Genomic DNA, 14,854 nt, shown 5'->3' with positions numbered 1-14,854 from the left:
GACAGAAAAAGCCTTGGTATTCACTTGAGATTCGCTTAATTTACTCACAATCTCATAATGTGGCACACAAAGTTTTTAATACTCCCTTCATCAATATATTCTGCTAGCGTCCGTCATTACATCTACCAAAGCCAGAAAGACTACCAGCCTGAGAATCTATCAAGACGGATCGTGGCATGCTAAGATTATCAGATCCTAACCTTGCTTTGTCTCTATCATCGGTAATAAAATTATGATCTTCAACTCTGGGGCGTTTTATTTCCTGCTTAAATGGCGATATAGATTGAACCTCAGATCTTCTCTTCAACAAAGAAGTACTACCGCAAACCATATTTTCATCAACATCAATAGCACTGGAAGATAAATTTTCATTAGCAGTAGAAATATATTCAGCTGAGGAATGAAGAGGTGCATTTAATGCATTATCGCCATTCATTTCTATATCATCAATACGTGTAATTTCTTTATTATAGCCATCAGCATTCTCTAGAACCTCTTCAGCAATAGCTCCAGAAAGAAAAGGATAGGTTTCATCATCATTATAAGTGAAAGACACAGCCTTCTCAATCAACCCATCTGACAAGGGATTTAGATTAGGTGAACTTGTACGTAAATTATTCAACTTTACGTTAAAAATTGAATCACTTGACCAGTCATCTAGTGAACCATGTAATGAACCACAAGACGAATTACGTGATGAATTACGTGATGAATTACATGATGAATTACGTGATGAATTACGTGATGAATTACGTGATGAATTACGTGATGAATTACGTGATGAATTGCGAGATGAATTACGGTGTTCACTATATTCCAGATCAAAATAGACATTAACTACGCAAGAATTCTTTATCTCAATTTTGTGTTTTTCATTAATATTTATGTTATTATGAAGGAAAACTTTTACAGTGCTTTTCCAAGCACAATTAGAAAGAGAATTCAAAGCACCCTCACCACTAATAGAATTATCAGATAAATCAATCTCCCGAATTCTCATAAAACCAATACTACTTAACCTTTGTAAACTTTCGTCATTAATATTAGTATCTTTTAAGTTGAGAACATCAAGTTGTTTCATATTAGCAGCGTCCAAGGCGCAAATATCATCTATGGAGAGAGTATTCCCTGATAAGTCAAGTTTAGAAAAACCTCCACAATTAACTCTACCATGCAAGAAATATTTTGCAAAACTTCCACCAGGCATACGTGTATCTACACAGGTAAACTTAGAATTTGCAGAAAAAGTTATTTCCTCATTGTTATCTATAGGTCTAATATTCTCATATGTTTCCACATCAATTTTACATTTAGTAGGAACTCGAATACTCAGAACATCAAGGTTAGACCTGAATAAACTCGCTATACATTCGGGAGGGATATGAGAAAAGACATCTAGATAAAGCGTTTTTAGCTCTTGCGAATTTCTACGGGCAAAAGCTAACACACCTGAACACCCAATGGGATTACCTGTTAAAGTCAAACTAATAAGCTTTGGCCACATCTTATCGACCAAACTTATTACGCCTATATTGCCAATATTATTAGAACTTAAAGCAGCACAGGCAAGTAACGGAAAACTATTTCCTGTTAAAAATCTCACACCTTCGTCACCAAGAGCAGCATTACTAATATAAAGCTTTTCAAGCCTTGGATATTTATGAGAAGCTATAAGTTCTGCACCCTGAGAACCAATAGAATTGTCAGATAAATTTAGGTACTGAAGGGCTTCAAAAGTAAGAATTTTTGAAGTTCTCCAACCTTCATAATTAAATCTGTTATTGTGCATACGAAGCACAGAAAGCTTTTCAAAAAAACCAGCTTCAAGCAAAGATTGTAAACCTCTATTACCAATATTATTATCTCCTAAATTAAGTTCCATATATTCCGGAAAGCAACAACTTTTTAAAACTGTTGCACACTCATCATCAAGCCCGTTACCAGCTAAATTTAATTTTGAAAGATTGCCAATAAATTGTTTAGATAGAGCAAGAAGATCATCTTTGTTAATGGAATTTTTTTCTAAATCAAGCTGAACAACTCCAGAGAAATTCACCTCACCTGACAAGAAATACTTCTTAAAACTCCCCCCAGAGATGCCCATATTCTTAAAAATCAACCTAGAACCATTAGCAAAAGTTACACTTTTAGATGATGGAGGTAAGGGATTATACTGAGTGGAGGTATCAACATTATAAGCTGTTGGAATACAGTCCGAAGCCTTAATATATGAGAGACCTCTCTTAAATAAATAAGATATACCAATATGAGTTATGTCGCAGGATTGTATAGTGATTGTGTTAAATGTGCGCGGAAGATTTTCAGACAAAAACTTTGCACCCTCATCGCCGATTTTACAGTGAGAAAAAACAATCTCCACAAGAGAACCAAGGTTTTTATTAACAAAAAATTTCAAACAATCTAAATGAAGAAAAGAAAATGACAATTCAAATGTTGTGTGATTTTGTCCAAGTGGAATATTATTGGAAAAAGATTTACAAGATGATTGGATCCACTCTGATAACCTGACACTATCATTGATATGATCACCAATAAACCGATGTTTTACGATTTTTTTTTTATTAACACAAGTTTCTGATAGGTTTAAAAACGATGAAGAATTCATCAGTTGGATTGTATTTCCTTCTTGAAAACGAGTACACGTCTCTTCTCGCTGTACTTGAGAATACTCTCTCAAATCACCATCAAGATATATATCTTTGTCTTGACTAATAACAATACTAGGTAAATCAATAGCATTTTTTGAACGATGAATAAGGTCGTTTAAGGATGATTTATCACTGTTTGTCATATTTGAAAGGTTGTCTGTATTAAGGGAGCGATCTTCGACTTGTTGCGCTATAGAATCATGATTGTGCAATCTATCTCCAGATCCAGAGACTATAGTCCTAAATTTCGTGATATCTTTTCCTAGAGGATGATTAAAAAAAGTTACTTCCAATCTTTCAGCAACGACTTTACTTAAAGAATTGATGTTACTATACATTTCTTCAATTGTGCAATTCTCAAAAGAGAATCCTAGTGAAAGAAGACTTGTAAGATGGGATTTGATTAAATCTTTTATGAATGGAAAAGAAACGCGAGTATTTGTTAAGTCAATACAAATAAGCTTTTTAAGATCAAAAACATCAACTAAAGTTTTCAAAATATCATTATCAATGTTTGAATTTGCTAAAAAAAGCGAGGTAATGTTTCTAATATTACCTTGAATTAGACCATTTTTCACCTTCTCAGATCTAATACCACTTAAATCAATCAGTGTAAGACCGTCAAAACCTTGGCATCTACTAAGTAGATTGAAAACTAAGAGATTAAGTTTATTATCACTTAATGAAAGGTGGCGCACATGCTTAATCCAGCTACTATTACCTAATAAAGTTAAATCTTCATTAGCAATTGAACATTTATTTAAATGAAGTTGTGTAAGTTGCTTAATCATAGAATTAGCTAAAGCTTTCATAACCTCACATTTAACGCTGTTGCCACTGAGATCAAGAAAATCAAGGTTTTCTAAATTACCTTGATGAAATAAGCCTTCTATAACATCAACAGTAATCAAAAATGAAAAAGATAAATTAAGAGAGGTAATATTTCTGTAATCAATATTGAGTGGAGTAGAGACAAATGAAACCCTTCTACCCTTAGAGTTACGGCTTAGATCAATAGAGATAAGAGACCTAAGATTAATTTTATATAAAGAATTTACATCCGAAAATTCAATGGAATTATTGCTCAAGTCGAGACTACTAAGTTTTGACAGATTTTTGCTCTGCACTAAAAGTTTAAGACCTTGATCATCAATATTGTTATCATTGAGGTAAAGACGAGTAAGGTTTTGGATATGATTGCTATTAACTAGAGCAACTAGATCTTGATTACTAATAGCATTGTTACTTAAATCAAGACAGGTAAGTGTTATTATACAACCGCTCTCGATCAAAGCTTTCAAGCTCCCTTGCTTAGTTAGACTTCCTCTCAAATAAAGATGAGAAAGATTTTTAAGAGAGCAGAGAGGTGGGTAAATATCACCTAGTATATCGATACTGCTCATATCAAGAGAAGACAATCCCTTAGCACCTTTAAACAAAAACAATTTTACTAGCGCATCTACAGTAATACCTCGGTTACCCCTTATATTTATGGAATAAATATTCTTCCATTTTCTAAGAGAGGAACGAAGTTCACCAAAATCCGGATTAGATACACCTCCCTCGCTACCTTCTCTTGCTACCAAGTTAATCGATTCAAGATAATCTACATCAAGGGAAGAGAAAACAGCACCAAGATCATAATCGTCACTGATTAGTTCTGGACTTAAAGAGATAACACGTACCGTCTTTCTTGCTTCTTCACTTTCTAAGAAGTCTCGCAATTCTTCGTGGGAGATCTGACTTACTCCCCTCAAATCAAGATGATCACCTGTTAGATAGAGATAAAATTGCATAATAATAGGGTAAAAATGACACCGTGCAAAACATACAGAAAAAGATAAAGGGAGTCAAACCAAATCCACAATCAACAAGTCTGACCTCACCTAGAAAAGGTGGAGAAAAAGCTAAATACTCCACCAGTTCAGTCATCCTGTCATTAGACTTCACATTTTACGTTTATAACCACAGTTTGCCTCAGCAGGAACCGTACTAATCAAATCATCCAGAAAGAATTGTAACCGGAAGTCAAATAAACTAGCATAGTCACATTCAACGTGGAACTTCTCTTGTTTCCTGAGGCTTAGAAACTTCAACACTTTCTAGTTTACTAGATAGTGTACCAACATTAGAAGAAACTATATCACTAGCAGGCGGTAAACTACTTGCACTACTGGAAAAGGAATCCCTAATCATTAGGCGTGGAGAAGGGAGATTAAAACCAGCAGAAGAAACAGCTCTAGAACCGGAAAACCGATGAATATTAGGGAGGCTATGGTAGCTAGGGATAGGAGAAGTACCAAAGGGAAAAGGAGGACGTGGGAAAACAGGTCCATAGCTCATGGCAGCGTACGGGAAAGGATACACATAATCTAAATTTAAAGGGAGAGAGTCACAGGAGGTAGACTGATTATAAAACCCCAAACTTTTGGATACGAAACCACCTTGATCATAATTGTAATGGCCTCTCTTATCCCTCAAATTTTCCCGAGAACTAAATTCACCATCTCTCCGAGAATAGCCCCTACTTCTCGAACTTTCCCGAGAACTAAATTCACCATCTCTCCGAGAATAGCCCCTACTTCTCGAACTTTCCCGAGAACTAAATTCACTATCCCTCCTAGGAGGTACCGGGCTTCTCACACTCTCGCGAGAACTAAATTCACCGTCTCTCCGAGAATAGCCCCTATTTCTCGAACTTTCCCGAGAACTAAATTCACTATCGCTCCTAAAAAGTTCTGTACTTCTCAATTTTTTCCCACTTTTCTGAGAGCTGAATTGAATATCACTTGAAGATGGTGCCTCGCTTCTAAGATTATCATCATCTGCTTGAGCAGTGCTAACCGCAAACTGAGTCCTGGAAGAAAGCGGCACAGGTAGAGACTCTCCCCCATTAGCGCTCCTTCCATAGCTACGATCGTGAAGTGCGCAACTAACAGTATCAGACAAATTTACTACCTTCCTATCTGGGAGTTTGGACTGTGTAGAAAACGCTACTACAATCTTATCAAGTCCTTGCGTTCCCAAGGAATTCAACCCAGTCTCCGATCCCTCAGTAACCCTTACTTTCACAGTGGCGTTTACTTCAAAGGAATCGTCTGTAGAAGAGGGTAGAACATCAGCCACTGGGTTTTTAATGCCTTTTTTCTCACTTAGGAAGGAGTCGATAAGTTCAACGACTTCATTAAGAAGTAAAGACAGATCCTCTTGGGAAGAAGATGATCGTGTTGTCAGAGTTGATTGACAGATTATTTCAGAAAGAGCCTTGGCCTCTGCTGAAAATGAGGATAGAGAACCAAGAAAACCCTCTGTGGTGATGTTAGGAACACGCTTCAACTTCCTATCAGGAGAGAGAACAAAGAGAAAATCTGCGGCTTTCATAGATAAAGATCTTATTTTATCCGAGATACTTTCCAACTTTCTCCACAAATAAACTTTATCATAATCATATCCATGATCCAAACTCAAGTGTTTCATCAATGCAGAATGTTTTTCTCTATTGCGCGAAACCGTTAAAAGATTACACAAGGACCTAGAACGATTTAAAACTGGATGGAGCTTAGACAGCATATAGTCTACACTATCGACTGATAAAGAGGTGCTTTTTTTCATAAAATAATAAGACAATAACTTAACACTTCTTTTTACAATAATACTAAAAGCTTTGCAATAATTAATTTTTATTAGAGCGTATCTTGAAAAGCATGAGGAAAATCAAAAGATGATGTAAGTAAAAAATAGGAGGTTAGATTATATCCATGTTATACAAATGACAAAGAGTTAGGAACTTTGGAGCCAAATATTACACAAGGAGAGAGTAGATTAAAAAATGGAGAAAGAAGCAGATTGAAGCAGTGAAAGAGAAACTCATATGGCAATAATTCTTTTAGATATAGAAACTATAAACCGTATAGCAGCGGGAGAGGTGATAGAGAGGCCAGCAAGTGTAGTAAAGTAGTTAGTAGAAAATGCAATAGATGCTGGAAGTTCAGAGATGGAGATCAAAATAGAAAGTGGTGGGCGTAACCTTATAACTGTGACAGATGATGGAATGGAATAGAAAAGGAAGATTTGGAACTTGCATTTATGCGCCACGCTACTTCAAAATTAAGCGATAGTTAGTTAATAGAAATAAGACATCTTGGCTTTAGAGGAGAGGCTCTACCTTCAGTTGCAGCAGTAAGTATAATGAAATTATCATCTAAGGCAAGTGGAGCAAAGGAAGTATGGTCTATAAGGTATGAAGGTGGATAAAAATAGGAGAACTTATGCCTTGTTCTTTATTGCAAGGTACACATATTGAAGTGAGAGATTTGTTTTTTGCTACTCCAAATAGGCTAAAACTTCTGAAAACCGAAAGAGCGGAAACACAAAGCATTGTTGAAATTGTAAATAACTTAGCAATGATTAACTATAGTATTTGATTTACTCTCACTTCCAGTAATAAAAAGCTCTTAAAATATGCTAAACAAACTTCATTCTTTAACAGACTATGTGAAGTAGAAGAAGAATTTCAGAGCAGTTCGCTGGAAGTTAAAGAGGAAAAAGACGGCATCAAACTTACGGGATACATCTGTAAACCAACTATTAGTCGTGGCAATTCAACTCAGATCTATACGTTTGTTAATGGCAGGCCAATAAAAGATAATCTACTTGTTAGTGCAATTAGATTTGCGTGTCACGATTTTATTCCAAACAATAGGTATCCCTTTGCATTGCTGAACTTAGAGATACCATACGATCAAGTAGATGTAAATGTGCATCCAAATAAATCAGAAGTAAGATTTTAGAATAAAAGGTCAACATATGAAATAGTGAGAAGAGAAAGCATTATCGACAAGAATAGGTACGTTCGCAGCAAGTGATGTTGAACCTCAAAGTATTGAAGAATGTGATAGCCAAGAGAAGGTTGATAGTAAAGAGGAAAAATCAAAAAGAGTTTTATGAAAAGAGACCAAGTCTTTTAGAAAATCGTCTAATGAAAGAATTCAATGCACCAGATGAAAGAAGGCAAAGCTTACCAGAAACTTTTAAGCATGGAGAATCCCCACCCCAAAAGGTAACGATGGTTTTAGAAAGGAAGCAAATTGATTTGATAGAGGATCACCCTCTAGGATATGCACGCTGTCAGGTCTACAATACTTACATTATTGCTGAGGCTGAAGATAGGCTGATTATAGTAGATCAACATGCAGCCTATGAGAGATAGATATACGAGTGCTTAACAAGCATAAAAAGACAAAAACTTCTCATTCCTGAAATAGTTGAAATTAAAAACCAAGCTGGAATGGAGATGGTTAAAACTTATAAAGATGAGCTTTTTGAAATGGGTTTTGATATTGAAATACAATCAGAAGATAAAGTAACGATAAAAGAAATACCTGCAATCTTGGGAACAACAGATATAAAAGAGATGCTAGTTGATATAGTAGATAAGTTAATGGAAATAGAAGATACGCTACCAATAGAGGATAAAGTGAACAAAATATCATCCATAATCGCTTGCCACGGAGCAGGAAGAAAAATGAAATTGGAAGAGATGAATAAGATACTAAAACAAATTGAGAAAACTCCATATTCTGATCACGGAAGACCAACGTATATAGAAATGAAACTAAGTGATATAGAAAAATTGTTTGAAAGGAGATGAGTTCGGTTTGTCAAAAAGGTTCCCAATTAAGTATACGTGACAGCTCTTCTCGTTATGGAGTATAAAATGTGAAAAAAGAGAATAAATGCTCTAATTTTTTAGATTATAAAGTAATAGGGCAGGAAGTAATAAATCGTAGGTTAGCAAAGGGATATACTCAAAAAGATTTAGCACAAAAAAAATCGATACAACATATCAGGTAATACTGCAATATGAAAAAGGAACACGTAGAATTTCAATTAAGAAGTTATATGAATTAGCATAAGCATTATCAATAACTGCTAGAGATCTAGCTTGCGGACAATAAGTATCAAATGAGGAAAGGTATGAGGAAGAAGAGATATTAAATCTAGTAAGAAGACATAAAGAGATTAAGTACCAAGAATTACGTGAAACGTTTTATTTATTAACTAAATTCATCCGTATTAGTGAGGAAGAAAGTGGAAAGGCAGTAAAAGTAGAGGTGGCAAAGGGTTTGGTTAAGGAAGGAGTTTCTGCTCATATTATCTCTCAAACGACCAGTTTATCTATTGATGAATATGATAATGATGAGAAAAAATTTCTATTCCGTATAAAGTAGGTCAAAAAATAAAAGAATGGAGATTGATACGAGGATACACTCAAGAAGATTTAGCAAGCAAAGTGGGCGTAATATAAATCAAAGAATATATGAATATGAACAAGGACGAGCTGCTGTTTCACTTGAAATGTTAGATGAAATAGCAAAGGTATTATTAATCAGTATCATAGATCTACTTCCCGAATCAGATGAGGATAGTGAAGCGGAAGAAAAGCTATCAAAGTTGATAGAAGAATACAAAAAGATTGAGAGTCGGGAATTACGCGATATGCTAATCAAGTCTTTATTTTAAGGTATACATGTTTATAGAGAAAAGGTCAGAGAGGAAAAGAAGATTGAAGTTGCAAGGAATTTAGTAAAAGAAGGAATTTCTGTTGATATTATCTTGCAAACGACAGGCTTATCAAATTATATGATTGAGAAATTTTTTTGATTTCATAAAAACTTAGCCAATAGTGGATTTTTTTTGTGATAGAATATATGTTTGCTTCTATAGGAAAAACAGCTTTTAGAGGATTTATCTATGATAATTCATAGCATATTGGCTCAGTAAGCTACGAGCTGGGGAAAAATAGAAGGTTGTAGGATAGTACAAGGGTATACTCAGGCAAAATTAGCAAGCAAAATTGGTTTAACACATGAGGAAATACATAACTTTGAACTAGGGTGCAAGGCTATTACAATCGAAGAATCGTATATAATAGCAGGAGCATTGTCGGTTAATGTTATAGATCTACTTCCAGGACCAACAGTACTAAGAGAAAACAGTTGGTATGAAGATGATGATAAAGAAATAGTCTATCTAACAAAAATACATAGAGAAATTAAGGATCAGGAATTACGCAAGAAGCTGTATCCATTAGTAATGGTTTATATATATTAGCGAGAAAATTAGACAAGAAGAAGCGAAAATAGAAGTAGCAAAAATCTAGTGAAAGAAGGAGTTTCAGTTAATGTTATTTCCCAAGTGACTCTCTTATCTACTTATGAATATGATGATATAGAGAAAGAAATTTGTACTGATTCTATACTCTACAAAGTGGGGAAAAGGATAAAAGAGCAGAGATTAATACGGTAATACACTCAGAAGGACTTGGCAAATAAAATCGGTCAACACCTAAAGAAATATACGACTATTAACGATGATATACAGATATTCCAATTGAAATATTATATAAGATAGCAAAGACATTATCAGTTAACATTAAAGCTCTTGGACTAACAGAATATGAAAATGAGCCAGTTTTTGGGTTTATAGGTAAATGCGAAAAAATTGAGGATCAAGAATTACTGGATACGGTAGCCAGATCTTTATCTGAAGGAATGCAAACTGGTAAAGAAAAGGTTAAAAAAGCAGAGAAAATCAAGATTGCAAAAGATCCAGTTAAGGAAGGTGTTGCTATTGATATTATTGTGCGAGCAAGTGGCCTAACTTCTGATGAGTTGGGTGAGTGTGAAAATCGAATGTGTTTAAGATATAAGTAAAGTTAGTTAATACTTTAACCAGTAGAATTTGCTAACCAACTTTTTTGGCTAAGTTGAATTTTGCTTGGTATAAATTAAGATATGAAATCGCAAAGTTTATCTATTAATTTCTGGTTGTACTTCATCATTGCATTTGCCTCTTGCTGAAGAGATTTGATATTTTTGAGTGTAATATTGTCCATCTCAGTCGATGCTACTTTCAATTGCGATTGTATTCTTATGTATTTATCATCTATTACTTGTTCTAGTTGATAATTAACGCAATCCAATCCAGAAGCAAACATCACATTCAGTAGTGGCTTGATCCACCCTATTTTGCCAAATCTACTTGAGTTAGCATACTTTATACTTCTATTTGTTCCACCAGTACCTATTGATAGCAGTATAATCTCATCATTTGGAAATAACCTTTTACCACTTGCATATGCACAAGCCGCTGGATTATTGGCAAACACTCCGTCATCTATCAACACTCTCTCTGTTTGGCTAATTTTCAGACGTTTTGGTGTGAAGTACGTTGGAGCAGCTGTTGTAGCTCTGAGTGCATCTTTTAACTTAATGTTTTCTTCTTTCCAACTTTTGAAGAAAAATTCACAACTATTGTGAATGTTATAACTGGTGAGCAGTAGATTACTTGCAACATTGGCCATAGTACTTTCACCAAAGTATTTATTGAGAAGAAATTCCATATTTCTATATGAGTACTGAGAACTACTAAGCCAAGAAGCAATTGATTTTCTCCAAAATGATGATTGAAAGATATATGCTCCATACTCTTGGTAAAGTTCAACCAAATCATTGGCAAAGTATTGAAGTTTATTGCTTTTACAAAGTACAGCAACAATAATCCCACCGGTTGAGGTTCCTGCCATTAAATCAATAATCTGGGAAATTGGCTTTTTTGTCCTAGATTCAATTTCTGCTAGAATAATGGCAGGTATTATCCCTCTAATGCCACCTCCATCTACAGATAAAATGTACTTTGTCACTGTAAAATTTATTTGTGTTTGTGAATAGCTTCAAGTTCATTAACTTCTTCAGTGAGGTTTTTCACTCTCTCTTCAAGTCGATAGACTATTTCGATTAGTTCTTGGTTTTTTTCTACAAATTTATCATGGATATGTACACGTAGGTCGAGTTTTGCCAACCACCAGATTAACCCTACAGTCTGTACAACTATTGTTAGTATTACCTTTATTGAGATTTTTTGCTTTTTCATGTAAAAATATGAACTTGTTATGGATAGTTTTGGAAATTTATATGCAGATTATAGAAAAATTATAGCTCTAGTGATTACTTTTTGTTGATTCGTATCGGTCCTCTGCTTCTGCAAGAAGCTTAATGATTTCATTATAAGGTTTGTCCTTATTATGCCGTGATCTTAATACAGCGAATTTCCTTGGTGTTTTTCCATCTGTATCTCTAATGGTAGGGTCTGAACCTTTGTCTAATAAAAATCTCATTTCTCCAATTTGCCTTCATATGTAGCTGCATGTAAAGGTGTCCATCTTTCATATTTCGTAGCATTTATATCAACTCCTTTTTCTACTAGGAATTTTACAACCTCTGCATATCCCTCTTTTGCAGCAGAATGTAGTGCTGTTAATTTAGGAATCTGCACATTAATATCTAATAGATTTTCTACTAAGAATTTTATAGTCTCTAAGTTACAATTTTGAGAGGCATGCGTAATATCGTTTTATAATTATCTGCAGCCTTTGCCTTCATGTAGGAATAGGTAGCAATAATACATACTATTACTGTTATAAGCCACCAAAAATGCAGCTTGTTTTTTGTATCTTGACCCAATTTATCCATATTCAACATCTTTTTAATATTAAATAGATCATTTACTCATTTTTTATTTACATTACTTACTCAAAGATGCTGACAACATAGTAAGGTAACCTGAGCTATTTAATGTATGCTCCGCTCTATTAACTATTCATTCACCATCTACCTCTTGGTTAAAGTCTACAAGATTAAGTTTAGCTTCTGCAAAAATTTGAGGATTACCAGGCATAGTTATATCTAAAGCTTCATTGTTACGCTTCAATTGTTTCAACTTGGCATTTGCTGCACTCAGCGCTGACTCTGCATTAGAGTAAAGTTCCAGCATAATATAACTTGGCTCGCTACTACCAACTGTTTCTTTATTCACTGCTAAAGATGTTACATAATGGATCTATGGCCAAAACATTAGTTTTAAAGCGTTCATTTACAATCTCCTTAATTTCACTTATTTCATCATGATTAAATGATAAGTGCATTTTTGGCGTAATGATTAAGTTGTTAGCAGCTACATTTAAAAGTTCATTATCAAGTTGTTGCAAACGTTCTTTCATATATTCATATTCAATTTCAGTTAGCATGTAGAAGATTTTCAAAGGTCTATTTGGTGTCATACCGAGAAATGATCTACCAGCAGCCATGTAAACAAGCCAAGAGATCAAAAAGTAGCTTTTGCCAATCTTAGGAAGGCCACCAAATACTAACAAACCTCTTTTAGTTAGAATTCTTGGTGAGATTATATCCTCTGGTATTGGCGATCGATCGTCCAGGTATTCTTTCACACTTAAAAAAGGAATTTTTTACCAGTAGTTAAAAAGTTTTGTAGCATATAATAACCTCCTATATGTTGGGCGTGACAGGTTGAATTGCAAAAGCTTTAGTTTTAATTTTTGTAAGAAGTTTTCCTAGATGCGGTTCTTCAACCATATTAAGGCAACCACTTCGATCTTTAGCAGGATATCCCCAAGAATTAATCGTCTGACAGACAAATGAACGAATTTCTGTACCATAATCTTTCTTGATTCCAACCATGCTAATTACTTCATCAACAATGCCAGGAATTTCACTTGCGGTTTTAGCACCTTCACATTGAGGTAGCCAAGTCGAGCGATTGAAATCATTAAGGTATTGTCCAAGAGTTCCAACTATAATGATGTCTTTATTTGGAATATGTTGAAACTGATTGAGCCAAGCCATCATCTCTTGAGTAAGTAATCCGTAAGCAGCTCTCATATCTTGTTTTCCTGATCTTTCAGAAAAAGCTTCAGGTTGCATTTTTGCCCACAATAGACATAAACGCGAGGCTACTGTCATGCTATCGATAAAAATACATCGGTACTTGAGAAACTCTGAAGAAAGCTCTTTGTATTTACTGGATACATGCTCATAGTGTCTTTGGCTATACGCTGAGTCATATTTTAACGCAGGATTAGGACCACCTATGAGACATGCAATATCTCTTGCCTCATTCCAAGTACGAATACTTACATAATCCCCTTGCCAATCTTGAACAGCAAGTAAACCTGCCTCAAAATCAAGACAAATTGTTGGTTCATTTATGGTCTTTAAGAGACTAGTTTTACCTATACCATAAGGACCAAAGATGACCATTTTTATACCTATTTGAACTTTTAGCCGTTCATTGCTGTTCATTATTTTTATTTTTCTCCCAGCACCTAAATATATATGTACGATGACCTAGGCAATTCGTCCGCAATTTGCAAAAAAAAATTTTTGAGCAAATATAATCAAGAGCTTATAACTTCTCTAAAATCGAGAATTTATCGCGTATTCGTTCTAGTGTGCGATAGATAGTTGTCTTTGGTATTTTGGTTATTACAGAAACTTCAGTAATAGTAAATACCTTAAGTAATTGACATAAATTACTATCTTTTTCAGACAAAGTTGAAATTATATTATTTATATCAGTGCGAATTATCGCAATGAGTTTTAGCAAGAGTAAGTTTTTTAAAGAAGCATCAAGTAACGGATTTAAAGACATTAATAAAAGAAATGAAGAAGGAGAAATGATCTTGCATCAAGCAGTAGAAATCTCTGATTACAAAACAGTGAGATTATTAATAATAAAAGGAGCAGAGGTAAATGCAAGAGATAAAAATGGTTATACACCTCTACACTGTGCAGTATTCGCAAAGAGTTTAGAAAATGTAAAAGTGCTGCTAAGGTCGGGAGCAGAAGTAAATTCCACTCAATATGTCAATGGATGTATGCCACTCCACTCTGGGTGTAAGATGGGAGGAACAGGAGTTGAAATAATAAAAGAGCTGGTAAAAGCTGTAGCTGAAGTTAATCAACTGAATAAGTACGGCACAACGCCAATGTATTACATCTGGGAAAGTGAAAAGTATCGTCTATGTGATAGCAAAGAAAGTGAAAAGGCGAGTAAATTTTTGAGAGAAAAAGGAGGAATAACAAAAAGTAGAGAACTGACGTGCTATGGAATAGAGGGGCTAGTGGGAGAAATAGTAGACATGTTGAATGGAAGCTACATGCCGGAGCTAAAAATAATAGAGATAGGAGAAATAAGGAAGAGAGACAAATCGCTAATAAAGAAAGAATGTCAAAATTTAGCAAGCAAGATAATGAGCAAAGTGAACGAAATGATAGATGAGATGGTGAGAAGGAAGGCTTAAAATTTAAAGAAAAGGTGGGGTAAGT

At 34.6% G+C, this 14,854-nt stretch carries 11 protein-coding genes and 5 pseudogenes; 7 read left to right on the top strand and 9 right to left on the bottom strand.

The window, feature by feature from the left end:
* Positions 1 to 103: 103 nt before the first annotated feature.
* Together wTpre_RS05735 and wTpre_RS05420 are read right to left on the bottom strand one after the other, a co-directional pair.
* Entirely contained in the window at positions 104 to 4,393 is a 4,290-nt protein-coding gene (locus tag wTpre_RS05735; RefSeq protein ID WP_179945513.1) for a hypothetical protein, read from the bottom strand.
* Between the two features lie 328 nt (positions 4,394 to 4,721).
* On the bottom strand, positions 4,722 to 6,281 hold the full coding sequence (locus wTpre_RS05420; protein WP_068652522.1) for a hypothetical protein: 1,560 nt from the start codon (positions 6,279 to 6,281) through the stop codon (positions 4,722 to 4,724).
* Positions 6,282 to 6,540: 259 nt separating this feature from the next.
* Here wTpre_RS05420 and mutL point away from each other — a divergent pair.
* The 6 genes and pseudogenes from mutL to wTpre_RS07090 all read left to right on the top strand — a co-directional run bounded on the left by mutL (position 6,541) and on the right by wTpre_RS07090 (position 10,384).
* A pseudogene (mutL, locus tag wTpre_RS05415) lies at positions 6,541 to 8,319 on the top strand (DNA mismatch repair endonuclease MutL).
* A gap of 68 nt (positions 8,320 to 8,387) precedes the next feature.
* Positions 8,388 to 9,332, top strand: a pseudogene (wmk, locus tag wTpre_RS05410) (WO male-killing family protein Wmk).
* Between the two features lie 138 nt (positions 9,333 to 9,470).
* Positions 9,471 to 9,566 (top strand): annotated as a pseudogene (locus tag wTpre_RS07330) (WO male-killing family protein Wmk); the annotation flags it as partial.
* A 45-nt stretch (positions 9,567 to 9,611) separates the two neighbouring features.
* On the top strand, positions 9,612 to 9,782 hold the full coding sequence (locus wTpre_RS07100; RefSeq protein ID WP_245609428.1) for a hypothetical protein: 171 nt from the start codon (positions 9,612 to 9,614) through the stop codon (positions 9,780 to 9,782).
* A 48-nt stretch (positions 9,783 to 9,830) separates the two neighbouring features.
* Positions 9,831 to 9,977, top strand: coding sequence for a hypothetical protein (locus wTpre_RS07095; RefSeq protein ID WP_245609427.1), 147 nt, complete (start codon positions 9,831 to 9,833; stop codon positions 9,975 to 9,977).
* A gap of 245 nt (positions 9,978 to 10,222) precedes the next feature.
* Complete coding sequence (locus tag wTpre_RS07090; protein ID WP_245609426.1) at positions 10,223 to 10,384, top strand: hypothetical protein; 162 nt, start codon at positions 10,223 to 10,225, stop codon at positions 10,382 to 10,384.
* 74 nt (positions 10,385 to 10,458) lie between these two features.
* On the opposite strand, the gene wTpre_RS05400 is transcribed toward wTpre_RS07090, so the two are convergent.
* The 7 genes and pseudogenes from wTpre_RS05400 to wTpre_RS05370 form a co-directional block, all read right to left on the bottom strand.
* Positions 10,459 to 11,373 (bottom strand): patatin-like phospholipase family protein, encoded by a 915-nt coding sequence (locus tag wTpre_RS05400; protein WP_068652520.1) that lies wholly within the window; start codon positions 11,371 to 11,373, stop codon positions 10,459 to 10,461.
* A gap of 8 nt (positions 11,374 to 11,381) precedes the next feature.
* Positions 11,382 to 11,603 carry a hypothetical protein gene (locus wTpre_RS05395; protein ID WP_068652518.1) on the bottom strand — a complete coding sequence of 74 codons (222 nt, stop codon included), beginning with the start codon at positions 11,601 to 11,603 and terminating at the stop codon, positions 11,382 to 11,384.
* Positions 11,604 to 11,670: 67 nt separating this feature from the next.
* Positions 11,671 to 12,202 (bottom strand): annotated as a pseudogene (locus tag wTpre_RS05390) (ankyrin repeat domain-containing protein).
* A gap of 127 nt (positions 12,203 to 12,329) precedes the next feature.
* On the bottom strand, positions 12,330 to 12,545 hold the full coding sequence (locus wTpre_RS05730; protein WP_068652516.1) for a hypothetical protein: 216 nt from the start codon (positions 12,543 to 12,545) through the stop codon (positions 12,330 to 12,332).
* Positions 12,541 to 13,004 (bottom strand): annotated as a pseudogene (locus wTpre_RS05380) (AAA family ATPase); the annotation flags it as partial. The pseudogene wTpre_RS05380 and the gene wTpre_RS05730, both read right to left, overlap by 5 nt.
* Before the next feature lie 11 nt (positions 13,005 to 13,015).
* Positions 13,016 to 13,828: an ATP-binding protein gene (locus tag wTpre_RS05375; protein WP_068652514.1), complete on the bottom strand. Its 813-nt coding sequence runs from the start codon at positions 13,826 to 13,828 to the stop codon at positions 13,016 to 13,018.
* A 103-nt stretch (positions 13,829 to 13,931) separates the two neighbouring features.
* Entirely contained in the window at positions 13,932 to 14,177 is a 246-nt protein-coding gene (locus tag wTpre_RS05370) for a helix-turn-helix domain-containing protein (RefSeq protein WP_245609573.1), read from the bottom strand.
* Between wTpre_RS05370 and wTpre_RS05365 the strand changes: the two genes are divergently transcribed.
* Complete coding sequence (locus tag wTpre_RS05365) at positions 14,119 to 14,829, top strand: ankyrin repeat domain-containing protein (RefSeq protein WP_068652694.1); 711 nt, start codon at positions 14,119 to 14,121, stop codon at positions 14,827 to 14,829. The genes wTpre_RS05370 and wTpre_RS05365 overlap by 59 nt on opposite strands.
* Positions 14,830 to 14,854 lie beyond the last annotated feature (25 nt).

This window comes from Wolbachia endosymbiont of Trichogramma pretiosum, from assembly GCF_001439985.1.
Classification (GTDB): domain Bacteria; phylum Pseudomonadota; class Alphaproteobacteria; order Rickettsiales; family Anaplasmataceae; genus Wolbachia.
The sequence above is the reverse complement of the archived record's forward strand: the minus strand, read 5'-3'. Positions and strand labels throughout refer to the sequence as shown.

Coding starts and splice junctions, on each gene's coding strand:
- wTpre_RS05420 (WP_068652522.1), bottom strand. CDS start 6,281: ATGAAAAAAAGCACCTCTTTATCAGTCGATAGTGTAGACTATATGCTG.
- wTpre_RS07090 (WP_245609426.1), top strand. CDS start 10,223: ATGCAAACTGGTAAAGAAAAGGTTAAAAAAGCAGAGAAAATCAAGATT.
- wTpre_RS05395 (WP_068652518.1), bottom strand. CDS start 11,603: ATGAAAAAGCAAAAAATCTCAATAAAGGTAATACTAACAATAGTTGTA.
- wTpre_RS05375 (WP_068652514.1), bottom strand. CDS start 13,828: ATGAACAGCAATGAACGGCTAAAAGTTCAAATAGGTATAAAAATGGTC.
- wTpre_RS05365 (WP_068652694.1), top strand. CDS start 14,119: ATGAGTTTTAGCAAGAGTAAGTTTTTTAAAGAAGCATCAAGTAACGGA.
- wTpre_RS05370 (WP_245609573.1), bottom strand. CDS start 14,177: ATGTCTTTAAATCCGTTACTTGATGCTTCTTTAAAAAACTTACTCTTG.